Source organism: Stenotrophomonas sp. YJH_SMC_8 (assembly GCF_059371315.1).
The window spans coordinates 354,737-377,885 of record NZ_JCAFUL010000003.1 but is presented as its reverse complement, the minus strand read 5'-3'; the positions used below and the strand labels follow the sequence as shown (position 1 = coordinate 377,885).

The following is a 23,149-nucleotide window of genomic DNA, read 5'->3' as shown; positions in this document are numbered from 1 at the left end:
GCCGCTGTTGCGGCCCCGTGTGTTTGAGCATCACATCGAAGCAAACCGAGTTGCCCGTAGAAACCATCCGGGTCAGGAGAAACAGCAATGAAGCGTCGCGTCGTCGTAACCGGCCTGGGTATCGTCTCGCCGTTGGGCAATGATCTGGCCAGCAGCTGGGAAGGCATCACCCACGGTCGTTCGGGCATCGGTCCGCTGACCAACGTTGCTGATGCCTACGTGGATCGGTTCACCACCAAGATTGCAGGTGAGGTCAAGGGATTTGACATCACCGCCGACAACGAACTGTTCGGCAAGTATCGGGTCAGCGGCAAGGATGCCAAGAAGATGGACCCGTTCATCCATTACGGCCTCGGTGCCTCGTTCATGGCCCTGCACGATTCGGGCCTGGAGATCACCGACGCCAATGCCGATCGCATGGGCGCCATCGTCGGCGCCGGCATCGGCGGCCTGCTCGGCATCGAAGAGCAGACCATCGAGTTCCACGAGGGCAAGAAGATCTCGCCCTTCTACGTGCCCAAGACCATCATCAACATGCTGCCGGGCCAGCTGAGCATCATCACCGGCCTGAAGGGCCCGTCGTTCTCGGCGGTGTCGGCGTGCGCGACCTCGAACCATTCGATCGGTACCGCGATGCGCATGATCCAGTACGGCGATGCCGACGTGATGGTGGTCGGTGGTGCCGAGCGTGGCTCGTCGCCGACCGCGCTGGGCGGCTTCTGCGCGATGAAGGCCATGAGCACCCGCAACGACGCCCCGGAACAGGCCTCGCGCCCCTGGGACAAGGACCGTGACGGCTTCGTGCTGGGCGACGGCGCCGGCATCCTGATCCTGGAAGAGTACGAGCACGCCAAGGCACGTGGCGCGAAGATCTACTGCGAACTGGCCGGCTTCGGCGCCAGCTCCGACGCGTACCACATGACCGCACCGAGCGAGAACGGCGAAGGCGCCGCGCGCTGCATGGTCATGGCCATGAAGGACGCCGGCGTGACCCCGGAACAGGTGGGTTACCTCAACGCGCACGGCACCTCCACGCCGCTGGGCGACCTGGGCGAGACCATGGCGATGAAGACCGCCTTCGGCGACCACGCCTACAAGATGATGGTCAGCTCCACCAAGTCGATGACCGGCCACCTGCTGGGTGCCGCCGGCGGCGTGGAAGCGATCTTCTCGGTGATGGCGCTGCAGGACAACGTCATTCCGCCGACCATCAACCTGCAGCAGCCGGGCGAAGGTTGCGACCTGGACTACGTGCCCAACGAAGCACGCCAGGCCAAGGTGGATGTGGTGATGTCCAATGGCTTCGGCTTCGGCGGCACCAACGGCACGCTGATCTTCAAGCGCGTCTGACCGGTGTTGCGACGTCGCGCCATGCTCGACGTCGCATTGGTAGAGTCGACTGTTAGTCGACTGCCTTTCGATCCGCCGCGGTGATCGTTGATGGGAAAGCAGTCGACTGACAGTCGACTCTACCCATCGGCAATCCGACAAACGGATCAACGCCGTGCACCACGGAGCCGCCGCAAGGCGGCTTCCGTGCATCTGAACCCCGAACTGGCTGCCATGACCCACGCACCGCTGATCCACCCGCTGCCGCATCCCATCGATCTGCTGGCCCTGCAGCAGCACGACCCGGCGCGCTTCCCGCTGCTGATGGAATCCACCGCCTCGGGCACCGCCCAGGGCCGCTGGAGCCTGCTGCTGGCCGCGCAGGGCGAGGGCCTGCGGCTGGACGCCGACGGCCAGGTGCGTGACCTGCACGACGCCGTGCAGCCCGGCACGTTCCTGCAGGCGCTGGATCGCGCGTGGCAGGCCGAACGCCTGCCACATGACGGCAGCCACAGCCTGCCGTTCCGCGGCGGCTGGGCGCTGATGCTGGATTACGAAGTGGCCAGCCAGATCGAACCGGTGCTGCCGGCGCGTGCACGCGAGGATGGCCGTCCGACCGCGCTGGCGCTGCGTTGCCCCGCAGCGGTGCTGCACGACCATCACAACGATGCCAGCTTCGTGATCGCCGAAGCCGGCGAGCAGGCACTGCTGGATGCGCTGGTGGCACTGGCCTCGGCGGCGTTGCCCGACGCCGGGCAGGGCTGGCAGCCGCCGCAGTCGGTGGGCGAGGATGCGCCGCAGCGCTTCACCGACGGCGTGCGCCGGGTGATCGAGTACCTGCGTGCCGGCGACGTGTTCCAGGTGAACCTGTCGCGGCGCTGGAGCGCGCAGTTCGCTGCGCCGGTCAGCCCGCAGGCACTGTATGCACAGCTGCGTCGTGCCAACCCGGCGCCGTTTGCCGGCCTGTTCAGCGCGCACGGTCGCCACGTGGTCAGTTCCTCGCCGGAGCGGCTGGTGTCGGTGCATGCCGGCCATGCGCAGACCCGGCCGATCGCCGGTACGCGGCCGCGCTTCGAGGGCGACGATGACGCCGCGCGCATCCAGGAACTGGTCGGCCACCCCAAGGAGCGTGCCGAGCACGTGATGCTGATCGACCTGGAGCGCAACGACCTGGGCCGCATCTGCCTGCCCGGCACCGTGGTGGTGGATGAACTGATGACCGTGGAGAGCTACGCCCATGTGCACCACATCGTCAGCAATGTCAGCGGCCACCTGCGACCGGAGGTCACGCCGGGCGAGGTGATCGCCGCCACCTTCCCGGGCGGCACCATCACCGGCTGCCCGAAGGTGCGCTGCATGCAGATCATCAGCGAGCTGGAGCAGGTGCCGCGCGGTGCCTATACCGGCGCCTTCGGCTGGCTGAACCGCGATGGCGACCTGGACCTGAACATCCTGATCCGCACCGCTGAAGTGGACGGCCACGAGGTGAGCTTCCGCACCGGCGCCGGCATCGTGGTGGACTCGGACCCGGACAAGGAACTGGACGAGACCCGCGCCAAGGCCCGCGGCCTGCTGCGCGCGCTCGGCCAGCAGGGTTGATTGACCGCCCCCGCCGGGCATGGCCCGGCGCTACCGATTCCGGTTTTGGTGGGTGCCGACCTTGGTCGGCACGGATGCGGGTGTCTGCCACCCCGGTCATGACCCCACATCACCGGCACGGTATCCTGCACGACGGAATCGAGTTCAGAGGTAGTCCATGGCGGGAGCCAAGCGCGGGTGTCTGTTCGTGGTAACGCTGGTGGTGGTGCTGGCCGCCGTCGTGGCCGGCGTGGGCGCGTGGTTCTTCTATCAGCAGACCCGCTTCGCCGATGCCCCGATCACCCCCACCGCCGAAAGCGTGGTCATCGCCAGTGGCGATGGCATGAACAGCGTGCTGCGCAAGCTGCGCGACGCGGGCGTGGATGAAGGCCAGGACACTCAGTGGCAGCTGCTGGCGCGCCAGCTCGATGCCGCAGGCAAGCTGAAGGTGGGCGAGTACGCGCTCAGTGGCGACCTGACCCCGCGCGAGCTGCTGCTGCGCATGCGCGCCGGCAAGGTGCTGCAGCACCGCGTCACCATCGTGGAGGGTTGGAACATCCGCCAGCTGCGTGCCGCGCTCAAGCGCGCCGAACCGCTGCTGCATACCACCGACAATCTTGATGACGCCGCGCTGATGCAGCGCCTCGGCTTCGGTGGCCAGCATCCGGAAGGCCGCTTCCTGCCGGAGACCTACGTCTACCAGCGCGGCGACAGCGACCTGGACGTGCTCAAGCGTGCACATGGCGCGATGGAAAAAGCGCTGGACGAGGCCTGGGAAAGCCGTGCGCCGGACCTGCCGATCAACACGCCCTACGAACTGCTGACGATGGCCTCGATCATCGAGAAGGAAACCGCGCTGGCCAGCGAGCGCCCGCAGATTGCAGGCGTGTTCATGCGCCGCCTGAAGATCGGCATGCGCCTGCAGACCGACCCGACCGTGATCTACGGCATCGGTGCCGCGTATGACGGCAACATCCGCCGCCGCGACCTGACCACCGATACGCCCTACAACACCTATACACGTGCGGGCCTGACCCCGACCCCGATCGCCATGCCCAGCCGCGATGCGCTGATGGCGGCCGCGCAGCCGGCGCCGGGCGACGCGCTGTATTTCGTCGCCGTGGGCGATGGCAGTGGCGCACACGTGTTCTCGCCCAGCCTGGACCAGCACAACGCCGCAGTCGCCCGCTACCTGCAGCAGCTGCGCCAGCAACGTACCAAGGAGACCCCGGCGCAATGAGTCCCGCGCTGCTTCGCCACCCGCGTTTCGTCAGCCTGGAAGGCGGCGAGGGCGCGGGCAAGACCACCGCCATCAACGCCATCCGCGAGTGCCTGCGCAGCCACGGTCATGAAGTGGTGCTGACCCGCGAGCCGGGCGGCACGCCGCTTGCCGAGCGCATCCGCGGCCTGGTGCTGAAGCCCGATGCCGAGATCGCCGCCGAACCGCTCAGTGCCGAAGCCGAACTGCTGCTGGTGTTCGCCGCGCGCGCACAGCATGTGCGCCAGGTGATCCAGCCGGCACTGCAGCGCGGTGCCTATGTGCTGAGTGATCGCTTCACCGATTCCAGCTACGCCTACCAGGGCGGTGGCCGCGGGCTCGATCCGCAGTGGATTGCCGATCTGGAGCGCCGCGCGGTCGGCCTGTTGCCGGGCCTGACCCTGCTGCTGGATGTGGACGTGGCGGTGGGCCGCGCGCGCGCCAACGGCCGTGACCTCTGGCCGGACCGCATCGAAAGCGAGCAGGACGATTTCTTCCAGCGCGTGCGCGAAGTGTTCCGCAGCCGTGCGCAGCAGGACCCGCAGCGCTTTGCGTTGATTGATGCGGGCCAGGAGCAGGCGCGCGTGGCCGCTGATGTGGTCGCATGTGTCGAGCGCTGGCTGCAGGACGGGGAGGGCGCATGAGTACGTTCTCGCCATGGCAGCAGCGCGCGTTCGACCAGACCGTGGCCGCGCTCGATGCCGGTCGCCTCGGCCATGGCCTGCTGATCTGCGGGCCGGCCGGGCTGGGCAAGCGTGAGGTGGCGCTGGCATTGGCCGACCACGTGCTGGCCCGCGGTGATGCCGCGCATGCCACGCGCACGCGCCAGCTGATCGCTGCGGGTACCCATCCGGACCTGCAGCTGGTCAGCTTCATTCCGAACAAGAGCGGCGACAAGCTGCGCACCGAGATCGTCATCGAGCAGGTGCGCGAGATCACCGACAAGCTGGCGCTGACCCCGCAGTACGGCGTGGCACAGGTGGTGATCGTCGACCCGGCCGATGCGATCAACCGTTCGGCCGCCAACGCGCTGCTGAAAACCCTGGAAGAGCCGCAGCCGGGCCGTTACCTGTGGCTGATCAGCAGCGACCCGGCGCGCCTGCCGCAGACCATCCGCAGCCGCTGTCAGCGCCTGGAGTTCAAGCTGCCGCCGCAGCACGAGGCGCTGGCCTGGCTGCAGCAGCAGGGCCATAGCGAGGCGTCGGCGCGCGAAGCGCTGGAGGCTGCACGCGGGCATCCCGGCCAGGCCGACAACTGGCTGCGCGAGGATGGCCTGAGCCTGCGCCGTGAAGTAGGTCGCGAGCTGGAGCAGCTGGCGGCCGGCAAGACCGGTGCAGTGGAACTGGCGCAGAAGTGGTGCGGCGATGACAACGCAGCGCTGCGCCTGCGCTTTGCCGCCGACCTGGCGCTGGCCCAGGCCAGCACCGATGCCTTGACCACGCCGGAGCGATTGCACAAGCTTGCAGCCTGGTTCGATGCGGCCAACCGCACCCGCGACCTGCTGCGCACCACGGTGCGTGCAGACCTTGCGGTGGTTCAGTTGCTGCTGGCCTGGAACAAGGTGAACGAGCGGCCTGCCGCAAGGGGAAATCGATGAGTGCCAGCAACGCCCGCCAGGGCATCCTGTCCCTGGCTGTGAAGGACAAGGCCGCGCTGTACAGCGCGTACATGCCGTTCGTGAAGAACGGCGGCATCTTCGTGCCCACGCCCAAGCGCTACTTCCTGGGCGACGAAGTGTTCCTGCTGCTGACCCTGCCCGATTCCAGCGAGCGCCTGCCGGTGGCCGGCAAGGTGATCTGGGTGACCCCGGCCGGCGCGCAGGGCAACCGCACCGCCGGCATCGGCGTGCAGCTGGCCGATGGCGCCGAAGGCGAGGGCGTACGCCACAAGATCGAGACCCTGCTGGCCGGCCTGACCAGCTCGGACAAGCCGACCCATACGATGTGATTCCGGTAGCGCCGGGCCATGCCCGGCGACGACCTCGAAACACCCGTGAACACGAATGTGAAAAACTGTTGACGGCCTCTGAAAAGCCCCTATAATGAGCGGCTCAGCAACACACCGGGCGGTTAGCTCAGCGGTAGAGCATTGCCTTCACACGGCAAGGGTCACAGGTTCGATCCCTGTACCGCCCACCATGTTGCAGAACGAAAGAAGCCTCCAGAAATGGGGGCTTTTTTGTTGCCTGACCATCAGCGCGACTCTCCGGCTCCCGCAACCGCGCGAAGCGCTCGGGGACGCACTTCGCCGATGCGGGCAGAGGATTCCATCCATGTGCTGTTGCGTGGTTCCCGGCCGGCGTACTCTCGAGGCACTGCCGTGCCCCATTCCCCGGAGTGCCACCATGCCGCTCGCCCGCATCGATCTTCGCAAAGGTAAATCCGCCGACTACCTGCAACGTGTCGGCGAAACCATCTACCAGGCCATGCGCGCGGTGGGCGTGCCGGAGAACGACCGCTTCCAGATCTTCCAGCAGCACGACGCCGGCACGCTCGTTTACGACCCCGGCTACCTGGGCGTGGACCGCACCGACGATTTCATCTGCATCCAGATCACCTGGAACGAAGGGCGCACGCTGGAGCAGAAGAAGGCGCTGTATGCGGGCATCGCCGAGGGATTGCACGCGGCGGTGGGCATCCGCCGCGAGGATGTGTTCATCAACCTGGTGGAAGTGAAGAAGGAGAACTGGTCGTTTGGCAACGGGGTTGCGCAGTACGTGACTTGATGCGGGAAGCGCATCCACGCATGGCGTGGATCTACCGAGCCTGGTCGAGGCCGCCGATGTAGATTCACGCCCGCGTGGATCTACACCTCGCTGCCGACCTGCTCGCCTTCGGTGGCGGCGGCACTGCGGGCCGCCTTCACTGCGTCGGCGCTGTTGGGTTGTTCGCATTCGATGCTGGTCACGTAGCCGTCGTGGCTGATGTTGTGCTCGGCACGCTTGACCAGCCACTGCCCGTCCACGCCATCGCGGAAGCCCTGCATCACCACCGTGGCTTCGGCCATCAGCGTCTCACGGCCGGGCAACGTGTAGCTCAGCGTACGCGTCTGCCGGGCCTGTTCCTGGTGCTTGGCACGCGCTGCAGCTTCGGCGGCTTCGCGGTCGGCGTAGGCCATGCGCAGGCGCACGATCGGTTCACCGCTGCCCAGCTTCACTTCCTGGCGCGTGGCACCGCGTACATCGCGATAGTAGGCGATGGTGGTGCCGGTCTTCTCGCGCGAGACGATGCTCACCTTGTAGCCACTGCCATCGGCCGGGGTAAGGGTGACGTCGGGAATGCGCTCACCGCTGGCACTGGTGGATTCACCTCGTTTGACGAACATCAGGCGGCCGCCGCCCGGCTTGGCGATGGCGTCATGCTGCTTGGCCAGGCGCAGCAGCAGGTTCATGTCCGACTCCTGCGACTGCACCGTCAACGGCAGCGCGATCGATGCAAGCGACCCGCTCACGGCAGCCTCCATTCCGTGTTCGCCGGCCATGCGTTGCACCATGCCGCCGATGGTCGTGCCCTTCTTCCAGGTGCGCGTCTTCTGCGTCTGCAGATCGTTCTTGCCGCCCTTGCTGGCCTCGAACGGCGCCGCGCGGGCACGCAGGGTCATGCTGCCCGGGTAGCCGGAAATCTCCACCTCGTCGCAGATGTACAGGCCCATGCGCCGCACGTCACCGTCGTAGCCGATGAAGGCTTCCAGCTCCGCGCCTGCCGGCGGCAGCTGGATCGGATCGGAAGGATCATGGTCGGCCAGCTGCAGTTCCAGCATGTCCGAGTTGTTGTCGGTCTCGTCGGTGATCCGCAGCGACTTGAAGCGCGACCTGATGGTGTCGGTGATGTCCTGGTTGTTGGCCACCACGCGGAATGCCGGTGTGATGTTCAGTCCCACAGGGCCACTCCCTTGCGCTCGTTTGCCGGGCGCTGCACATCCGGCAGGGTGATCGCCATGCCCGCGGGCAGTACCGCGCCGCGTGCGGCAAGGCCCGGGTTGGCGTCGAATACCGCGCGCAGGATGGCCGGCGATTGTTCGCCATAGTGCGTGTACGCGATGCGGTCGACGACGTCGCCGTCGCGGGTGTTATACGTTCGTGCCATCGCTGTGCTTCCGCAGGGAGAGGGTGAATTCGTGCCGTTGGATTCCGGCATCGGCAGTGAAACCGGAGGCGGTGGCGTCGATCTTGTCGATGACCCACAGCCCCAGGTTCCCGCCCTTGCCGGTCAGCAACCGCTGTGGCTTGCCCTGCGCGGCCAGCTTGCGCAGCTGCGAGAGCTCATTGCCGGCACCGCGGAACGCATAGTGGATGACGCCAGGCAGCGTCATGCTGGCCTTGCCGGGCCCGGTGTACTGCAGCGCAGCCATTTGGCCGATGCGTTCCTGCGCTGCCCAGCCATACTCGTTGCTCTGCTGGATGTCCTGGAACACGGCAGTGTTGAGGCTGAACTTGAAGCCGCCCAGCATCAGCAGCACCGGAGCGTTGCCGGAATCGTTGGCTTTGAACTGCGACAGCAGCTTGTCCACTGTGCCGGTTACGAACTCGCGCTTCATGCTCAATTCCTGTCTGCAAGGCCACCACGGGCGGCAACGGCGTTGCGACGCTGCAGTTCGTCGGCGGTGCGACGTGCTACGGATTCGCTGGATTCACCTGGTTGCTGGTGGATGGTGATGTTGTTGGTCTGTTGTTGCTGCACGGTGGTGGGTGCACGTGTGGTGGGCGAGGGCATGGCCGGTGCAGCGCGTCCCTGCGCACCGCTCAGCTCAGCCATGCGCCGGTTCAAGCCATCGTTGCTGTCGGTGCCGACGGCATATGCGACCCGTGCCATGTCACCAATGCCACCACCACCGCGCGCCTTCATGCTGCTGTAGATGTTGGCGGCGCCCACTGCGGTCTGCAGCCCGTCCTCGGCAACGCCCAGTGCCTTGTCCTTGGCCGCGCCCACGCCGCCACCGAGCTTGTCCATGAACCAGCCAACGCCTTCAATGACCGGCTTGAGCTTCTCCAGGACGCGGTCGAACGCAGCCGTTGCCTTCTCGCTGATCGACTCCCAGATGCTGCCGAGCGTCTCGCTGATGAAACCGGCGACGGTGCCGAGCATCTCGCCCAGCCACACCACTGCGCCCACCACGCCGCCGATGACCTGGATGACCAGCCGGAAGTTGGTCAGCAGCGCCTCGCCTACCAGTGAGCCGATCTGGCCGACGCGTGACAGTTCGTTGCCGGTGTACTGCGCCGGTTCCAGCATCTTCGACAGCCAATCCCAGGCCTGCCCGATCAGCCCGCTCATGACTTCCCAGGCGGGGCGCAGCGGTTCGACCGCGCGCATCAGTTCCCCCATCGCCGCGGTGCCTGCACCGCTGAGACCTTCCCAGACGCCGCCCAGGAACGCCTTGATCGGCTCCCAGTACTTGCGCACCAGCAGGGCGCCGGCGGTGATGGCGGCGACCGCAAGAGCGATGGGGCCACCACCGATGGCACCGACGGCGGTAGCGACGATGCGGAAGCCCGACGCCAGACGCATGGCCATCGGCCCGAAGCGTCCCATCTGCGCCAGCAGGCTGCCGCCCCGGAACAGCTCGAAGGCCTTCTGCGCAGCCAGGATCGGGCCCTGCAGGAAGGTCCAGGCGTAGCGGGCGCCGAGCACCGCGGTGCGCATGCCCAGCATGCCGACCACGATCTGCGTGGTGTTGGCGATCAGCTTCGGGTTTTCCTGCACGAACGAGGTGACCCCGTTCAGCAGTTCGGTGAGCTTGACCGCGGCCTCGCCCACCGCCGGCAGCAGCGCGGCACCGAAGGCCTTGGACAGGTTGTCCACGGCGATCTTGGCGCCCTCGATCTTCTGCGGGTCGGTCTGCATCGCATCGGCATAGGCTGCATCGGTGGTGCCCGCCGATCCATTCAGCGCCTTGTCGCGGACACGCACGTAGGTGTCCCAGTTCTCGATCATCGGCTGGACGAAGTTCTTCGCCTGGGCATCGCCGAACAGTGCGCCGATCTTTTTCTGGTCGCCCGCGGTGGCCTGGATGATTCCCTGCATGGCAGCGTCGAAGGGATTGCCGCCGTCGGTCTGCGCGTCACCGATGATCTTGCGCAGATCCAGATTGAGGCTCTTCTTTGCCTTGTTCTGCAGCTCCGGCGACAGGACGGACGACATGAAGGTCTTCATGTTGCTGGCGGCCTTGTCGGCGCCGCCGGCCGAGTCCAGCGTGGCCTGCAGGGCGGCGCCGAGGGTCGCGGCCGCCGAGGTGCCCCGCAGCTTCATCGCTTCGAACGACGAGCCCAGGGCAGGCAGCACTTCAGCCATGTCCTTCAGGCCCAGGCCGCCCTGCCGGCTGTTGACGACCAGCACATCCAGCGCGTTCTGCATGCGCGACGGATCGATATCGAACGACTGCTGCAGGGCGGCTGCGGCCTGGGCCACATCGTCGATGCTGGCGCCGGTGACGGTGGTGGTCCGCCCGACCGCGCCCAGGCTGGCCTGGGCCGATTGCGCATCCATGCCGGCGTCGATCATCAGCCTGATCGAGCGCTGCAGTGCGTCGGCGCCCTGGTTGGTCGCACGCGACTGTTCCAGGATGGCCTGACCCAAGGCGCTCACCTGGGCCCGGCTGAGGTTGGCCGCCACGCCGATCTGCTGGTTCTGGCGGGCAAAGCCGGAGGCGTTCTCCACCGGCTTGGCCAGCGCGGTAACGGCCGTGCCAAGCGCACCACGTGCCTCGCCGAATGCCGAGCCGAGCTTCTCGCGCTTCTCCAGATTGGCGGTGCGCTTTGCCTCGATGCTCTCCAGTGCCTCCTGAGAGGCACGCAATGCGTCGACCTGGGCACGCATGCGAGCGTATTCCTTGCTCGTCGTGTTCAGACGGGCAAGCCTGCGGTCCAGCAGTGTCATCTCGGTGCCGATGCGCTTGATGCCATCATTGGCGAAGGACAATGCGTCCTTCAGCGATTTGGACACCGAGCCGCCGATCGTGATCGTTGTCGTTTGAACGTTATTGGCCATGTACCGGCAACCCCTGAATCCACCAGATGAACTTCGACACCCGCAGCGTCATGATCTCGCGCAGGCCCCAGCCGGTATGTCCGGCCAGGGCAAGCACTCCCTGCCTGATCTGCGGCAGGGTCAGGTGGTAAAAAGCGCCACGCCTGCCTGCAGCCGGGCGTAGTCGCGCAGCGGCATCTTGCGCACGTCGTCCGGCGAGATCTCGCACAGGTTGGCGATCATCCGCACCTCACGCTGGGCGTCGCTGCCCTTGTCGTCCTGGTAGCGCTCCATGTCTTCCACGGTCGGTTCACGCATGCGCAGCACGGCGGTCTCCATGCCGTTGACCTGGCGCGGGCGGGTGAGGGTGATCTCGGCAAAGCCATCGCGCTCGATGACGGTGTCGGTGGGGGTCTTGGTCTTGCTGGACATGGTTCTGTTCCTGGGAGTTCAAAGCGTGCAGGGAATGCGGGGGCGCGATGCGCCCCCGGGTACGTCGGTGTGGCGTGGGCTCAGATGCCCAGCGCGCCGCGGATGCCGGCCAGGACGTCGACGCCACCCTGGCGGGCGATCATGTTGACCACGTCGATCTCCTGCACGACCTGGGCGCCATGGGTCAGCTTGTAGTAGCTCAGCGCCAGGCTGACCTTGATCGTGCCTTTCTCGCCGACCTTGGTTTCACCACGGTCCAGCAGCTTCACCTTGCCGCGCATGTTGTGCACGACCTGGGTCACTTCGCCGTCGTCGCCTTCCAGCGCTTCGCGGGCGGTGAAGCCATACTCCTTGCTCTCGATGACGTGGAACTTGGTCATGATCTCCGCGTCGTCCGAGGCGAACTCGACCTCGGCGGTGAGCTTTTCATGGCCGAGCACGATCTCGGTCGGGGCCAGCATGCCTCCGGCCTGGAAGTCCTCGGTCTTCAGCGACAGCTTGGGGGCGGTGAAGGACATCACGCTGCCGGCATAACCCTTGCCGTCGACGTAGAAGTTGAAGTTTTTGCGGATCTTGCGCGCCATGCTTAGAAGATCTCCGAGACGTAGTTGTTGTTCATGTGCATGCGGAAGGTCAGCTGCTCACCCGGGTAGGTCGGGGTGAAGTCGAAGTCCCAGTAGAAGCGGCCCTGGGCCACGCTGTCCGCTGCGTTCAGTTCAGGGTCGATCCAGCAGTTGCCACCGAGGATCGCGCCCTGGGTCTTCAGCCCGCGCAGGAAGGCATTGACACCCTCGCGCACGTCATCGACGTAGGTCTTGCTGATGCCGCGGTCGACGGCCCACAGGTGGGCGGCTTCCAGGCTGTCGGCGATGATGTCGGCGGTGCGCACCACGCACAGGAACTGCCACTTCGGATCAATGCTGGTGGTGCGGTTGCCCCACAGGCGGAAGCCCCCTTCGCGGATGACCGTGGCCACGTTGGCCTGGTTCAGCAGGTTGGCGCGGCTGGTGGCATCGGACAGGCCGAAGTCGATTGCACGCGCGGTACCGACCACGCCGTTGAGTTCCAGGTTCGACGGCGACGCCCACCAGCCGCGCTCGTTGTCGCTGCGGGCGATGGCGCCGGCCACGGCACCGGAGGCATAGCGGGTGACGATGGCATCACCGGACTGCACCAGCAGCGCCGGGTCGACCACGTAGACACGCTTGGAGCCGGTCAGGGCGGCGGTGGACTTGGCAGCGTCGTCGTTGCTGTTCGGGCCATCCTTGATGATCACTGCGCGCAGCTTGTCGGCAATGCCGAGCAGTTCCGCGACGACCGGGTTGGCCAGCACGGCCTCCGGCTTGGCCGGGTCGGCCGGGTGCACATGGGTGAAGCCGGGTGCGACCAGGATGCGCGGCTTGACGCCGACGATGGACTTGGCGGCCAGCAGTGCATGCACGCCTTCGTAGGCGCCGGTCTGGGCGTTCACGCCGCCCAGCACGTTGGCCAGGGTTGCGCTTTCATTGGCGCCCTTCTCGACGCGGATGACGACGACCACGGCACTGGACTGGTCGAAGATCGCGTCGAGCGCACCGGGCAGGGTGCCGGCATCGGTGCCGGTGGTGGCCGACAGCTTGGCGGCCTGCGATGGCGAGGTCACCAGGACGGGCGTGTTGATGGGAAACGCGTCGGTGTCGGCCAGCGGCGCGGTGCCGACGATGCCGATCACGCTGCTGGAGGCGATGGCAATCGATCGGGCACCGGTATCGATGTTGACGACCTGTACGCCATGGAGAAATTCGGTCATTCGGGGTTCTTCCTCGGTGTGGGTGTGTGCCGGCTTGTGCAGGCGACGGGGTAATGTTCGGAGAATGTGGTTGTCGGGTTAATTGCAGCGGTGGCCTGGTGATCGATCAGACCCAGCCGGAGGCGCTGACGCTTGCGCTGAAGGTGGAAACCTGGGCGATACCTCCGGCACGGCGCAGCGCGACGGAAATGCTGACGCTGTCCGATTCGTAGCTGGCGGACCTGGCGGGGACGCTGATCGACACGCCTGCCGACGGTGCCGTCGATGCCGGTACGAACGAGGGAGCACTGGTGCTGAAAGAGGCTTTAGCGGGCGAGGAGCCGGTGATCTGCACTTCGTACTCGGAAACGCTTGCACCTGCCGGAAGCCACTGGCCCGACGCTGCTACTGAGCTGCCTCCATTGCCGCCACCGGCGACGCCTGTGCGGATGGCATAGGTGCCGTCGGCATACATCAGGATCGAGACGGTTGCCGACACGGAGCCGGTGGAGTTGGTCTTGGCGCCATTGCTTGCCGAGTAGCCCTTGCCATGGAACGGCAGCCTGTAGGTGGCGCTGCCGCGGGCCGCCCACAGGTTGGACACGTCCATGCCGTTGATGCGATGGCCTACGTCGGCACGTTTGCTGCCGTACTGGATGTGCGCGTAGCGGCGGGTCAGGTCGGTGCCGCCGATACGGCGGCCCGAATCCTGTGCCAGTGGACCTTCGACGTACGGATCGAACAGGTCGTCAAAGTCGACACCGGAAGAGCGATATCCGCTGGGCATGTCAGCGCTCCGCTTTCAGTGCGCGCACTTCGGCGGCCAGCTCCTGGATGGCCTTGGCCATCACCGGCAGCAACTGGTCGAGCTTGACCGATGCCACGCGCTCGCCCTGGAACTCGACACCTTCCAGGTCGACCGCTTCCGGTACCAGTTCGGCCAGCTGCTCGGCGACGAAGAACAGGCGGCGGCGACCGTCGTCGTTGTATTCGGGCTTGTAGTGGCCGGCGGCCAGTTCCATCTTTTCTACAACAGCCAAGCCGTAGGGAAGTTCGCCATCGATGTTCTTCAGCTTTCGCGAAGAGCCGAAGTCGTAACCTCCGCTGGTTGTCAGTGCGCCAGCACTGGTCAAGGACAGACGGTCGACGCCCTGGGCGGTGGAAGACCAGATCCGGAACACGTTGTCCGTGTTGTAGATGTGGAACTCTCTGCTCGCGTTTCCACGGTCCTTGATGACAAAGGCTGCGCTTGCGCCAGTGGAATTGACGCCACCGACGAAGGTGTTCTCCCGGTACTGGACGTTGCTGAAGTTCGCGCGCTGCGTCGGCGACCCTCCATTGAAGTCGTAGGAGTAAAGCGAAAGTGTGGCGTCGCTCTCCATCGCGGTGGCCCATCGGGTCACGTTGTTGCCCCAGCCGAACCGCTGATGTACGACCTGGGTGCTGCCCTGGCCCACGTACATGTTCAGCGTGCCGCTCATGATGTCGCCGGCTTTGCTTACCTTGCTTGCTGGATCGAAATTACCGCTGGTCCAGACGGTGCCGCCTGAGTTGATCGTCGCGGTGTATCCACCCGCAGCATTTGCGAAAGTGAAGTTCGTCCCGTTCTTGAAGATGTATGAATTGGTGTCCCCGAGCACGAGCACGCCGTCGTTGGCAACTCCATTCCATCCATAGGAACGAAGCGAGTTTCCATTCACGCCGACGTGTCCGGTGAACGTCCCTCCGGTCTTGTCCATTTTCGCTTCGGGCGCGAAGTTGCCGGCATGCCACATCGCCGAGCCGTTCCAGCGTGGCACGTCATTGTGTGCGATGGTCAGTTCGCCTGCGGCGGTCCGGCCGGCATTCCACGACCTCCAGATCGACTTGCCTTCCCAGGCCCCGATGTACGCGGTTTCCGTGCCGTACTTGCCGAAGCCAAGGAGCGGATATGTGCCCCCAATGAACTGCTGGTCGCGGAAGTCATTGCGCGACAGGTTGGCTTTGTCGTTGATCGCGTCCTGCAGCCCGGTCACATCAGCAATCACATGCTTGTGGCCCACGGTGGCGAAGTCACCGGCCAGGGCGAACTCGGAGGCGTGCTTGCCGTCCAGGGTGTCGGCGTCCAGGCCATTGCCATGCCCGGTGTCCTTCAGCGCAGCACTCTTCAGTTCCAGCGCAGTGCGCGCCGCGGTGGTGTTCGCCGCGGACAGCAGCGTCTTCGCCAGCGCGCTCGGGGCGCTGGCGCCGAAGCGCTTGTCGGTGTAGGCGCGCACGCCACGCGGGGTGACCGCGCGCTGGGTGTCGGTCGCATCTTCGGCTTCGGTGCTGGTGGCCAGCTCGACCACACCGACCACCTCGGTGGTGGCCGGTGGATAGAGGAAGCCGGCGTCGCCGAACTGGATCTGCGTCGTGTCGATCCCGCTGAAGCGGGTATCGGTGGCCAGCAGCAGCATCGATGCGGCCGACTTCTCCATGATCGGATCGGCCTGGCCGTAGCTGGCGAACAGGGTGCCGTCAGCCAGGTACAGGCCGAAGCCGCGCAGCGTGTAGGAGGTGGCGCTGTCGTCGCGGATGGTGACGTGCACGGTGTCATCGCCCACGGCCTGGCCGCCGAAGGTGACCACGCGCTTGATCTCGCCGGGCAGCGCGGTGAGCCCCGCCGACGGTACGAAGGCGGTCGAGGTCAGGCCGATCTGGGTGATCAGGACGGCGTTGGTGCCGGTGTTCGGCGGATTGACCAGCTTGGCGAAGCCGGCATCGGTGATTTTCAAGCGCATGCGGGGGTTACTCTCCGATCAGTTGAAGGCGGCGGAAGGCCGTGGCGTGGGCGGCTGCAAGTGCGCCGACGGCGGCGTCGGCCTGCATGCCCTGGGTAAAGGTGAAATGCGAGCGCACCGGCTTGGTCCGGGTGATTTCGCCGATGACGTCCTCGACGAACATCGCCGTGGCGGACTGGCCATCCTGGTTGGCGATGGTCATCACGGCTTCGAAGGTGTGCGGCGCGCCCTTGGGCTGCAGCTGCCACCACTCGCGGATCAGCACCGAACCGCCGAAGGCGGCCACCACGTCGCGTACGCTGCCGGCGGTGCCCTTGCGTCGCTGGATGGCGATGGCCGTACGCACCCGGGCGCGCTTCACGGCTTCAGGCCAGTAGGCCTTCCATTCGTCCACCGACAGCGCCCAGGCCAGCCAGGGCAGCAGTGCGGTCGGACAGCGGTCGGCATCCCACAGCGCGGTGATGTCCACCGGCAACGGACGTGCAACGATGGCGCGGGCAAGCGCGCGCTCGGCGTGGGTGGCGTTGGCGGGAAGCAGGTTCGCCGCCGAGGGCACCACCACCTGGGCGTCACCATCGATGACCTCGCCGGGCGCCGGTGCAGCGGCCAGGGTGACCCTGCTGCCCTCGATGACGCTGCCCTGCAGCAGCTGCCGCCCCTGCGCATCGGTGCGGAATACCGACTGCAGGCTCGCCAGCGCGCCGCCGGGGTGGCGGAAGGTGCGGTTGCGGCCATCGATCGCGCCGCGCAGGCGCGCGTTGATCAGGCGCGTGCTCGGCTCATTCATCGGTGCCGCCGTGGGTCAGGGTCACGCCGGTGCAGTGCGTGGCCTGGGTTCGGTCCACCACCACATCTGCAGCTGGATGGACGATCTCCACGCGCTGCACGCCCTCGGCATGCAATGCGGCGAACAACCCCGAACGGGTGACATCGCGGCCGAGACGATGTGACTCGCTGATGTAGCGGTCCAGGCGGGTGCGCGCTTCGGCAAGCACGACCTGCGAATCCGGGCCGGCAAAGGTGAACAGCGTGGCGTCGACCGTGTAGTTGACGATCATGGCCGGCTTCACCAGCACGTGGTCGGTCAGCGGTCGCACGTCATCCGCGCTCAGCTTCGCCTCGACGATGTCGAGCAGGCCCTGGGTAGCGGTTCCATCCGCTTCGCGCGACAGCACCGAGACCACCACTTCGCCGGGGGCGGGACTGGTCGCACTGGCGTCGAGCACGCGCGGGTCCGCGCTCAGCGCATGGAACACATAGGCACCTTCCGGCCCTGCCACGCTGAATCCTTCCGGGCCCAGCTGGATGCGGCGGCGGAAGTCCTCATCGCTTTCATATCGAGGAGGAATGCCCTCCTGCGGTTTGCCCGGGTCGAGCGCCTGGCGGACGACGCCGAAGATCGCGGCGAGGTGGTCCAGGTCGCTGCCACCGGCATAAGCCAGCATCACGCCACGCGCGGCGTCGTTGACGCGCTGGCGATCGAGCAGGCGCAGGTAGGTGCAGACCTCCAGGATCTTGAAGGCCGGGTCCGACGGCAGCAACGCGTCGAAGGTGGGATCCAGGGCCTGCAGTGCGGTCAGCGATTCATCGAACATGGCTTCGAAATCGAGCACTTCGATGACCGCCGGTGCAGGCAGCTGGGACAGATTGACACTGGTGAACGAGCCGGATGCCACGGTTAGCGAACCTCGATTCCTTCGATGGTGATGGCCTCGCCGTCCGGCAGGTGGATCCCGGTCACTGCCAGGATCATCACGCCGGGGGCGGGGAGGGAGACGTCGACGTTCTCGACGTGGAGACGCGGTTCCCATCGCGCCAGCGCGTCGACGGTGGCGGCGATCAGGTCCATGCGCAGCGAGCGGTTGGTCGGCGCATCGATCAGTTCAAACACGCGTGAACCGTATTCGCGGCGCAGTACGCGGGAGCCAAGGGGCGTGGTGAGAATGTCACGCACGGACTGGTGGAGATGGGCGAGCCCATCCAGTGATTTGCCGGTGTTGGCGTCGATTCCTCGCATGGCCTCTATCGTCGTGGAGTGCGGGTTTTCAGGGCATTGCAGGCGTGGCCGCTCAGGGCTGCGCGGGCGTGGTGGGGGCGGTTGGGCCCTGTGCGGTGTGCTTGTGTGCCTTCAGGCCGATGGCGCCAGCCTTGACCTCGCCGGGTGTGCTGATGTCCTTGCCGGCGCTGATCGCGCCGGTCACCTGCAGATCGCCGGTGGCCTTCAGCGACGGCGTGTCGAGCAGCACCGATTCGCTGGCGATCACCTGTGCATTCGCGCAGGTGACGATGACCTTGCCGCTGCCGACATGGACGTTGAGCGTGGTGGTTTCCTGGTCGTACTCGACGGTGCTGCCGTCGGCGAACTCGGTGCGTTGCCGCAGGCGCGAGTCGGCCGGCGGCGGAAAGCGGTCCTGGTACAGGCTGCCGAGTACAAGCGCCTGGCCGGGGTCGCCATAGGGGCACGCCAGCACGACCTGCTCGCCTGGTTCGGGCGCGCACCAGCTGCGCATGCCCGGCCCCGCGCGGCGCTCCAGCCAGGGAATCCAGTCGGTAAGCATGCCGTCGGCATCGACGCGAACGCGCCCGTTCGCTTCGTCCAGCTCGCGTACCACACCGATCATCAGCAGGTTGCCGATCAACCGCGCGTGTTCGGCGCTCATCGTGCGCGCTCCGGCAACGGCTGGTAGCGGGGCTCATGGGCGCTGCCGATCTCCGGCGCGAAGCTGTAGGACGCCTGCGGCACCACGCCACCGGCGTCGTCCCACGGGTTGTCGCCCAGTGCGACCGGCAGCGACCATTCGACGATCCAGCTGCGCAGGCCCGGCCGTGCTGCCGTTGGGTCTTCGGGCAATGCCGCGATCACATCGATCGCACCGCTGGCAACGCCGGGAAAGCGGCCGAGCTGGTGCAGCCAGGTCGCCAGGGCGAGGGCCGCGTTGCGCAGCTGCAGCGCTGCGGTTGCATCGGTTGCCGGCAGCGCAATGCGTGCTTCGAAGCGCAGTGTGGCCTGCAGAAGGCCACTGCCATCATTGTTGTCCCTGCTGCGGTCACAGCGGGTCATCGCCAGCAGGCAGGCCGGCAGGGGCATCCCCTCAGCGCTGGCGTCGCGATGGAACTCGATGCTTGCAAACCCCGGAAAGCGTGCACGGATTGCGGCTTCGATCGCGGCAATCAGCGGATCGAGCATAGGAGGGAAGGGATCGTTCGCCATGTCAGCTCATGCAGGGAAGGGAAGAAGGGCGTGGCCTGTGCGGCGCGCGCGGTCTGCAGCCAGTGTTGCCATCACCGCAGTGGGGCGGCATTGCAGGCGTGGCCTTATCCGGAAAGCTCAGTGCGCGGGAGTGGTGCTGCTGCTGCAGTCGGCAGGTGCTGCCGGCGCGGCGCCATTGATGGTGATGCCGCGCTGGTTGCCGAGGCTGCACAGCAGCGCACTCAGCTGGTCGGCCAGCGCGTGGTACTGCTGTGCGACGGCAACGTGATTGCGCAGCAGCGCGTCATCGCTGGCCGCGTGCAGGTCCGGCAGGCGGGGCGGGGGAAGCAGCTGGGCAGGTGCGATGCTGAGATCAGCGCGGCAGGGCGTGGCCGGCGTTGGCCTCGCGCCAGATGCGCACGAACTCAGCGTCAGCGTCGCCGCGATCACGGCCAGGAGTCTTGGCATGGGTCTCGATGTCCCGTTGCAGGGTGTTGAACTGTTCGGTGCGCCGGGACTGCCGGGCCAGGCGCTGTGATTCGGCCTGCGCGCCTGCGGCGTTGTTGGCGAGGGCCTGCTGGTGCGCGCGCTGGGCTGCATCGGTGCGGGCCGCCTGCTGCGCTGCCAGGGTGGTGGCAGCGGCAAGGTCCGCGCTGCGGTCGCGCAAGGTCCATCCCAGCCAGGCGCAGCTCGCGTGGCTGCCGGCAAGGACCAGCAGTCCGATGCCCAGCCTCAGTGCCCCGGGCGTCACTGCAGGGCTCCGCCGGCGGCACGGTAGGCCGCGCGCAGCGTTTCCAGTGCCTGCTCCTTCTGCCCGTAGCCGGCGCCTGGCAGCGACGCCCAGATGCGCCGTGCCGCCGTGACGGCGGCATCGAAGCGTCCCAGCCGGATCAACTCGTAGGCACCGCATTGTTTCAACAGGGCGACCGCCGCACGGTCCTGCGAGACCGGGCCGAAGTCGGGCAGGCCCAGGCGTGCGCGCAGGTCGTCCCAGGTGCTGCGCAGGAACTGGTAGCGGCCGGCGGCGCTGGATTTGATGCCATAGCGCGGCAGCGACACCAGCACGCGGGGATGGTCGCGGTAGTCGGTGAACAACTGGCCGCCGACGATGACGTCGTAGCCGTGGTCACGTGAGCGCTGGCCCGGAATGTCGGTGCCTTCGGACACGGCCAGCATGTCCAGGAACGCAGCGACGTTGGTGCCACCGAGGGCGCTGGCGGCGGCGACGGTCATGCGGCCGCTCCTGGTTGCTTGCGAACCAGGGCCAGCAGGGCGTCTATCTGTACGCTCTGCTGGGCGATCTGTGCACGCAGGGCGCTGACCTCACCGCGCAGCTGCCCGATCTCCTGGGCCATTGCCTCGCGTTCGTGCATCAGTCCGTCGGCGCGTGTACGTTCGGCCGCGAGTTGTTCCTGCAGGGTGCGCAGGGTGTTGCTGGTGGCTTCATCGGCGGTGCGGTCGACCTTGGCCGACGACAGCCACTGGCGCAGCCACAACGACACCGCGATCAGCACGCCCGAGGTCCCGCCCAGGTACTTGGCCCAATCCGGCACGCCCGCCAGCAGGTCGCTCTCGTTCATGCGCGTGCGTACCCCTTGAGCAGGGCCGGATGGACCGCCGGTGGCAGCGCGCTGCGCGCACCGCGCAGGGCGCGCTTGATGGTGGTCTGTGAGACGCCGAACTCACGCGCGACATGGTCGCGCGGCATGCCGCTGGCGACCGCGCGGGCGATCTGCTCACGGCGTTCGTGCGCGCCGGCAGCGAAGCAGGACGCCAGGAACAACAGTTCGCCGCCGAAGTGCGCGACCAGCCGCCGGGCGGCGTCGTGGCCAAGGATGTCGATCAGCCGATGCTGGTCGGGCAGGGTGGAGGGGACGTAGACGATGACGCGGTGACGGCCGGTGGTGCTGGAGGTGGTCGGCGGCCACGCACGCACCAGCGTGAGGGCTGCGGATTCGCCGATGACCTCGGCCAGGGTCTGGATACTGTCGGGCAGGGCGTTCATGGAGGATGTCTTCAGTGGCATTGATCTCCACTGTTGCCATCCCGCCTGTCCAGTCAACACCTTTCATCTACTTTTATATCGGTGTGCTGAAGACGTTCAGTCGTGCGCGAGGACGGGTGAGGAGCACGCCCCGCCTGCTTGCAGTGCGCCGTATCCGCTTGCACTGGCCGCTGATGTTTTCCTGTACATCCGTACTCGTTGTCCTCACCTGGCAGGAACGGAGGCAGATCAAGGGGATGGGGCAGGTACAGGGTGAGGACGGCCCCCGCCGCATGGCCTCATGCGCCGTGTACTGGCCGGAAAAAAAAAGCCCCGGACGATGCCGGGGCTTCAGGACTGCAGGAGGCGCTGGATCAAAGATCGAATACCAGGTTGCCGCCGGTCTTGCGGGGGATGTACCCGGCGTCGCGCAGCCAGCGTGCCGCGTTGACCTGGTCCATGCGCTTGACCGGGAAGCGGTTGGCGAACATCAGGAAGCGCGCCACGGTGATCGACTCGCCCTTGCCCTTCAGGGCGGCGAGGGTTTCGACGAACCATGGCGCGGGCGGCTGCTGGTTGCCCGGGCGGGCCACGGTGCGCGCCTGCCGGCTGCTGCCAGCATCGGCCTGGGCAGTGGCCAGCGTGCACAGCGAGATGAAGATCGCATCCAGGCTCACGTTGTCCTTGCTGCCCTTGGGCTGGGACTTGAACAACTCGATGGCCTTCAGGCGCGTCGACGTGAACTGTTCGACCTCCATGGCGTTTCCTCTTTGCGGAATGGGTTGGGGATGCAGGGTGACGACAGGTGTCGTCGGTGATGGGGGATGACCTTACATCATTTTCGCCGATGATGGGTCGTGGCCTACGGTGGGTTCAGCGGACGGGGCCGCACAGCCGACCCCGGTTCCGGCTCAGATCAGGCCGCGCGACAGCAGCTGGTCCAGTGATCTGCGGACCAGATCGGCCGGGGTGCCGTCGTTGTCGACTTCGATGTCGACCAGTTCATGCGGCAGCTGTTGCTCGCTGGCATGAAGGCCATTGCTGCAATGGCCCGGGCGGTTGACGCGGATCACGACACCACCGCGGCGGTGGATCGCGCGCGCCTCATTGGCGAAGCGGACGTCGGGTACCAGCCCGCCCTCGGGCAGGCGTGCGAACAGCGAGCGTACCCACAGTTCGGGATGGACGCGGTCACGCCCCCATTCGGTACCGGCGGTCTGCATCAGGTGGCGCGGGGTGAGTTCGGCCAGCCAATCGATGGCGTCCTCCTTGCGGCGGTCCAGTTCATGCAGGGAGAGCCCGAGGAGGGAGGCGACAAACTGGCGCAGTGGGGCCGCGAAGCTGTCGCGTGGCAGCGCCAACGCCGATGCCAGCCCATTGGCGAGTGTGTCCTTGCCCGAGCGCTTGCTGCCGGCGATGCCGATGTAGAGCGGTACGCGCGCGCGCGGCGCCGGCCGCAGGGCGACGCTGCCCAGTGCAGGGCCGGCACGGAACGCGGCCAGTGTGTCGGCAATCATGCGATGACCGCTGTCGGGGGAGGCGGGAATCATGCGGAATCTACTCCTGGAGAAATGCGGCAGGTGCCGGAGGATCAGGAATCGCGACCGGCGAGGCTGCGGGCGCGGAGGATGCGCTGGGTAATGCGCCCCCCCCGGGCCGCCGCGGCGATCGGGTCAAAGCACAGCATGGCGGTGCGGGTACGCCGGCCGGCAGCAAGGTGGTCGCGGATGGTCCGCTCGGACAGTACCGGTACCCGCTGGTGGATCTGCTGCACGGTCAGCTGCTCACCTTCGAAGGCATGCAGTCGGGGATGTGGCATGGCGGAAGCGCTCCTGGAAGGTGGCGGGCCGATACAGCCATCTTGCCTCTGTAGATGATCTCAGTCA

Annotated in this window: 28 protein-coding genes and 1 tRNA gene; 8 read left to right on the top strand and 21 right to left on the bottom strand. The window is 66.6% G+C overall.

Annotated elements, in window-relative coordinates; translation table 11 throughout:
* The first annotated feature begins 87 nt into the window (after window positions 1–87).
* From fabF to AC5P88_RS05595, 8 genes are all read left to right on the top strand, one after another.
* Window positions 88–1,350, top strand: a complete 1,263-nt coding sequence (gene fabF / locus AC5P88_RS05630; RefSeq protein ID WP_106551374.1) for a beta-ketoacyl-ACP synthase II — start codon at window positions 88–90, stop codon at window positions 1,348–1,350.
* Between the two features lie 213 nt (window positions 1,351–1,563).
* Complete coding sequence (locus AC5P88_RS05625; RefSeq protein WP_495224542.1) at window positions 1,564–2,928, top strand: aminodeoxychorismate synthase component I; 1,365 nt, start codon at window positions 1,564–1,566, stop codon at window positions 2,926–2,928.
* 157 nt (window positions 2,929–3,085) lie between these two features.
* On the top strand, window positions 3,086–4,147 hold the full coding sequence (gene mltG / locus AC5P88_RS05620; RefSeq protein WP_106549826.1) for an endolytic transglycosylase MltG: 1,062 nt from the start codon (window positions 3,086–3,088) through the stop codon (window positions 4,145–4,147).
* Window positions 4,144–4,809, top strand: a complete 666-nt coding sequence (tmk, locus tag AC5P88_RS05615) for a dTMP kinase (RefSeq protein WP_164146719.1) — start codon at window positions 4,144–4,146, stop codon at window positions 4,807–4,809. Before mltG ends, tmk begins: the two co-directional genes overlap by 4 nt.
* Window positions 4,806–5,762 (top strand): DNA polymerase III subunit delta', encoded by a 957-nt coding sequence (locus tag AC5P88_RS05610; protein ID WP_495224536.1) that lies wholly within the window; start codon window positions 4,806–4,808, stop codon window positions 5,760–5,762. The genes tmk and AC5P88_RS05610 overlap by 4 nt, the downstream gene beginning before the upstream one ends.
* Window positions 5,759–6,112 (top strand): PilZ domain-containing protein, encoded by a 354-nt coding sequence (locus AC5P88_RS05605; protein WP_004146965.1) that lies wholly within the window; start codon window positions 5,759–5,761, stop codon window positions 6,110–6,112. Before AC5P88_RS05610 ends, AC5P88_RS05605 begins: the two co-directional genes overlap by 4 nt.
* A gap of 116 nt (window positions 6,113–6,228) precedes the next feature.
* A tRNA-Val gene (locus AC5P88_RS05600) sits at window positions 6,229–6,303 on the top strand.
* Window positions 6,304–6,509: 206 nt separating this feature from the next.
* Window positions 6,510–6,890 (top strand): tautomerase family protein, encoded by a 381-nt coding sequence (locus AC5P88_RS05595; protein WP_495224535.1) that lies wholly within the window; start codon window positions 6,510–6,512, stop codon window positions 6,888–6,890.
* Window positions 6,891–6,970: 80 nt separating this feature from the next.
* Here the strand turns inward: AC5P88_RS05595 and AC5P88_RS05590 are convergent, their stop codons facing one another.
* The 21 genes from AC5P88_RS05590 to AC5P88_RS05490 all read right to left on the bottom strand — a co-directional run bounded on the left by AC5P88_RS05590 (window position 6,971) and on the right by AC5P88_RS05490 (window position 23,082).
* Window positions 6,971–8,044, bottom strand: a complete 1,074-nt coding sequence (locus AC5P88_RS05590; RefSeq protein WP_262101856.1) for a phage late control D family protein — start codon at window positions 8,042–8,044, stop codon at window positions 6,971–6,973.
* Window positions 8,035–8,250, bottom strand: coding sequence for a tail protein X (locus tag AC5P88_RS05585; RefSeq protein ID WP_049430174.1), 216 nt, complete (start codon window positions 8,248–8,250; stop codon window positions 8,035–8,037). The genes AC5P88_RS05590 and AC5P88_RS05585 overlap by 10 nt, the downstream gene beginning before the upstream one ends.
* The gene (locus AC5P88_RS05580; protein ID WP_049430173.1) at window positions 8,234–8,701 is read right to left on the bottom strand and encodes a phage tail protein; all 468 of its coding nucleotides are present in this window, start codon (window positions 8,699–8,701) and stop codon (window positions 8,234–8,236) included. Before AC5P88_RS05580 ends, AC5P88_RS05585 begins: the two co-directional genes overlap by 17 nt.
* Before the next feature lie 2 nt (window positions 8,702–8,703).
* A complete protein-coding gene (locus AC5P88_RS05575) occupies window positions 8,704–11,151 on the bottom strand; it encodes a phage tail tape measure protein (protein WP_495224534.1) in 2,448 nt (815 codons plus the stop codon).
* A gap of 120 nt (window positions 11,152–11,271) precedes the next feature.
* On the bottom strand, window positions 11,272–11,562 hold the full coding sequence (locus AC5P88_RS05570) for a phage tail assembly protein (RefSeq protein ID WP_005412456.1): 291 nt from the start codon (window positions 11,560–11,562) through the stop codon (window positions 11,272–11,274).
* An 80-nt stretch (window positions 11,563–11,642) separates the two neighbouring features.
* Complete coding sequence (locus tag AC5P88_RS05565; RefSeq protein WP_099553864.1) at window positions 11,643–12,146, bottom strand: phage major tail tube protein; 504 nt, start codon at window positions 12,144–12,146, stop codon at window positions 11,643–11,645.
* 2 nt (window positions 12,147–12,148) lie between these two features.
* Window positions 12,149–13,351, bottom strand: a complete 1,203-nt coding sequence (locus tag AC5P88_RS05560) for a phage tail sheath C-terminal domain-containing protein (RefSeq protein ID WP_495224533.1) — start codon at window positions 13,349–13,351, stop codon at window positions 12,149–12,151.
* A gap of 106 nt (window positions 13,352–13,457) precedes the next feature.
* Window positions 13,458–14,117 carry a hypothetical protein gene (locus AC5P88_RS05555; RefSeq protein WP_495224532.1) on the bottom strand — a complete coding sequence of 220 codons (660 nt, stop codon included), beginning with the start codon at window positions 14,115–14,117 and terminating at the stop codon, window positions 13,458–13,460.
* Window position 14,118: 1 nt separating this feature from the next.
* On the bottom strand, window positions 14,119–16,089 hold the full coding sequence (locus AC5P88_RS05550; RefSeq protein ID WP_495224531.1) for a tail fiber domain-containing protein: 1,971 nt from the start codon (window positions 16,087–16,089) through the stop codon (window positions 14,119–14,121).
* 7 nt (window positions 16,090–16,096) lie between these two features.
* Entirely contained in the window at window positions 16,097–16,645 is a 549-nt protein-coding gene (locus AC5P88_RS05545; protein WP_227860081.1) for a phage tail protein I, read from the bottom strand.
* Between the two features lie 223 nt (window positions 16,646–16,868).
* Window positions 16,869–17,765: a baseplate assembly protein gene (locus AC5P88_RS05540; RefSeq protein ID WP_495224529.1), complete on the bottom strand. Its 897-nt coding sequence runs from the start codon at window positions 17,763–17,765 to the stop codon at window positions 16,869–16,871.
* Between the two features lie 2 nt (window positions 17,766–17,767).
* Window positions 17,768–18,106 (bottom strand): GPW/gp25 family protein, encoded by a 339-nt coding sequence (locus tag AC5P88_RS05535; RefSeq protein WP_005408332.1) that lies wholly within the window; start codon window positions 18,104–18,106, stop codon window positions 17,768–17,770.
* A 52-nt stretch (window positions 18,107–18,158) separates the two neighbouring features.
* Window positions 18,159–18,749, bottom strand: a complete 591-nt coding sequence (locus AC5P88_RS05530) for a phage baseplate assembly protein V (protein ID WP_111111536.1) — start codon at window positions 18,747–18,749, stop codon at window positions 18,159–18,161.
* Window positions 18,746–19,276 (bottom strand): hypothetical protein, encoded by a 531-nt coding sequence (locus AC5P88_RS05525; protein ID WP_495224528.1) that lies wholly within the window; start codon window positions 19,274–19,276, stop codon window positions 18,746–18,748. The genes AC5P88_RS05530 and AC5P88_RS05525 overlap by 4 nt, the downstream gene beginning before the upstream one ends.
* 376 nt (window positions 19,277–19,652) lie before the next feature.
* On the bottom strand, window positions 19,653–20,030 hold the full coding sequence (locus AC5P88_RS05520) for a hypothetical protein (protein WP_495224527.1): 378 nt from the start codon (window positions 20,028–20,030) through the stop codon (window positions 19,653–19,655).
* Window positions 20,027–20,512, bottom strand: a complete 486-nt coding sequence (locus tag AC5P88_RS05515; protein WP_495224526.1) for a glycoside hydrolase family 24 protein — start codon at window positions 20,510–20,512, stop codon at window positions 20,027–20,029. The genes AC5P88_RS05520 and AC5P88_RS05515 overlap by 4 nt, the downstream gene beginning before the upstream one ends.
* Window positions 20,509–20,859 carry a hypothetical protein gene (locus AC5P88_RS05510; RefSeq protein WP_043033662.1) on the bottom strand — a complete coding sequence of 117 codons (351 nt, stop codon included), beginning with the start codon at window positions 20,857–20,859 and terminating at the stop codon, window positions 20,509–20,511. The genes AC5P88_RS05515 and AC5P88_RS05510 overlap by 4 nt, the downstream gene beginning before the upstream one ends.
* Entirely contained in the window at window positions 20,856–21,284 is a 429-nt protein-coding gene (locus tag AC5P88_RS05505) for a helix-turn-helix domain-containing protein (protein ID WP_495224525.1), read from the bottom strand. Before AC5P88_RS05505 ends, AC5P88_RS05510 begins: the two co-directional genes overlap by 4 nt.
* 353 nt (window positions 21,285–21,637) lie before the next feature.
* Window positions 21,638–22,021 (bottom strand): hypothetical protein, encoded by a 384-nt coding sequence (locus AC5P88_RS05500; RefSeq protein WP_088431403.1) that lies wholly within the window; start codon window positions 22,019–22,021, stop codon window positions 21,638–21,640.
* 153 nt (window positions 22,022–22,174) lie between these two features.
* Window positions 22,175–22,813: a deoxynucleotide monophosphate kinase family protein gene (locus AC5P88_RS05495; protein WP_495224524.1), complete on the bottom strand. Its 639-nt coding sequence runs from the start codon at window positions 22,811–22,813 to the stop codon at window positions 22,175–22,177.
* A gap of 41 nt (window positions 22,814–22,854) precedes the next feature.
* Entirely contained in the window at window positions 22,855–23,082 is a 228-nt protein-coding gene (locus tag AC5P88_RS05490) for a hypothetical protein (protein ID WP_012510243.1), read from the bottom strand.
* Window positions 23,083–23,149 lie beyond the last annotated feature (67 nt).

Excerpts from the sequence above, each read along its gene's own strand:
- fabF (WP_106551374.1), top strand. The coding sequence starts at position 88 with ATGAAGCGTCGCGTCGTCGTAACCGGCCTGGGTATCGTCTCGCCGTTG.
- AC5P88_RS05625 (WP_495224542.1), top strand. The coding sequence starts at position 1,564 with ATGACCCACGCACCGCTGATCCACCCGCTGCCGCATCCCATCGATCTG.
- mltG (WP_106549826.1), top strand. The coding sequence starts at position 3,086 with ATGGCGGGAGCCAAGCGCGGGTGTCTGTTCGTGGTAACGCTGGTGGTG.
- tmk (WP_164146719.1), top strand. The coding sequence starts at position 4,144 with ATGAGTCCCGCGCTGCTTCGCCACCCGCGTTTCGTCAGCCTGGAAGGC.
- AC5P88_RS05610 (WP_495224536.1), top strand. The coding sequence starts at position 4,806 with ATGAGTACGTTCTCGCCATGGCAGCAGCGCGCGTTCGACCAGACCGTG.
- AC5P88_RS05605 (WP_004146965.1), top strand. The coding sequence starts at position 5,759 with ATGAGTGCCAGCAACGCCCGCCAGGGCATCCTGTCCCTGGCTGTGAAG.
- AC5P88_RS05595 (WP_495224535.1), top strand. The coding sequence starts at position 6,510 with ATGCCGCTCGCCCGCATCGATCTTCGCAAAGGTAAATCCGCCGACTAC.
- AC5P88_RS05585 (WP_049430174.1), bottom strand. The coding sequence starts at position 8,250 with ATGGCACGAACGTATAACACCCGCGACGGCGACGTCGTCGACCGCATC.
- AC5P88_RS05580 (WP_049430173.1), bottom strand. The coding sequence starts at position 8,701 with ATGAAGCGCGAGTTCGTAACCGGCACAGTGGACAAGCTGCTGTCGCAG.
- AC5P88_RS05575 (WP_495224534.1), bottom strand. The coding sequence starts at position 11,151 with ATGGCCAATAACGTTCAAACGACAACGATCACGATCGGCGGCTCGGTG.
- AC5P88_RS05570 (WP_005412456.1), bottom strand. The coding sequence starts at position 11,562 with ATGTCCAGCAAGACCAAGACCCCCACCGACACCGTCATCGAGCGCGAT.
- AC5P88_RS05565 (WP_099553864.1), bottom strand. The coding sequence starts at position 12,146 with ATGGCGCGCAAGATCCGCAAAAACTTCAACTTCTACGTCGACGGCAAG.
- AC5P88_RS05560 (WP_495224533.1), bottom strand. The coding sequence starts at position 13,351 with ATGACCGAATTTCTCCATGGCGTACAGGTCGTCAACATCGATACCGGT.
- AC5P88_RS05555 (WP_495224532.1), bottom strand. The coding sequence starts at position 14,117 with ATGCCCAGCGGATATCGCTCTTCCGGTGTCGACTTTGACGACCTGTTC.
- AC5P88_RS05550 (WP_495224531.1), bottom strand. The coding sequence starts at position 16,089 with ATGCGCTTGAAAATCACCGATGCCGGCTTCGCCAAGCTGGTCAATCCG.
- AC5P88_RS05535 (WP_005408332.1), bottom strand. The coding sequence starts at position 18,106 with ATGCGAGGAATCGACGCCAACACCGGCAAATCACTGGATGGGCTCGCC.
- AC5P88_RS05530 (WP_111111536.1), bottom strand. The coding sequence starts at position 18,749 with ATGAGCGCCGAACACGCGCGGTTGATCGGCAACCTGCTGATGATCGGT.
- AC5P88_RS05525 (WP_495224528.1), bottom strand. The coding sequence starts at position 19,276 with ATGCTCGATCCGCTGATTGCCGCGATCGAAGCCGCAATCCGTGCACGC.
- AC5P88_RS05515 (WP_495224526.1), bottom strand. The coding sequence starts at position 20,512 with ATGACCGTCGCCGCCGCCAGCGCCCTCGGTGGCACCAACGTCGCTGCG.
- AC5P88_RS05510 (WP_043033662.1), bottom strand. The coding sequence starts at position 20,859 with ATGAACGAGAGCGACCTGCTGGCGGGCGTGCCGGATTGGGCCAAGTAC.
- AC5P88_RS05505 (WP_495224525.1), bottom strand. The coding sequence starts at position 21,284 with ATGAACGCCCTGCCCGACAGTATCCAGACCCTGGCCGAGGTCATCGGC.
- AC5P88_RS05500 (WP_088431403.1), bottom strand. The coding sequence starts at position 22,021 with ATGGAGGTCGAACAGTTCACGTCGACGCGCCTGAAGGCCATCGAGTTG.
- AC5P88_RS05495 (WP_495224524.1), bottom strand. The coding sequence starts at position 22,813 with ATGATTCCCGCCTCCCCCGACAGCGGTCATCGCATGATTGCCGACACA.
- AC5P88_RS05490 (WP_012510243.1), bottom strand. The coding sequence starts at position 23,082 with ATGCCACATCCCCGACTGCATGCCTTCGAAGGTGAGCAGCTGACCGTG.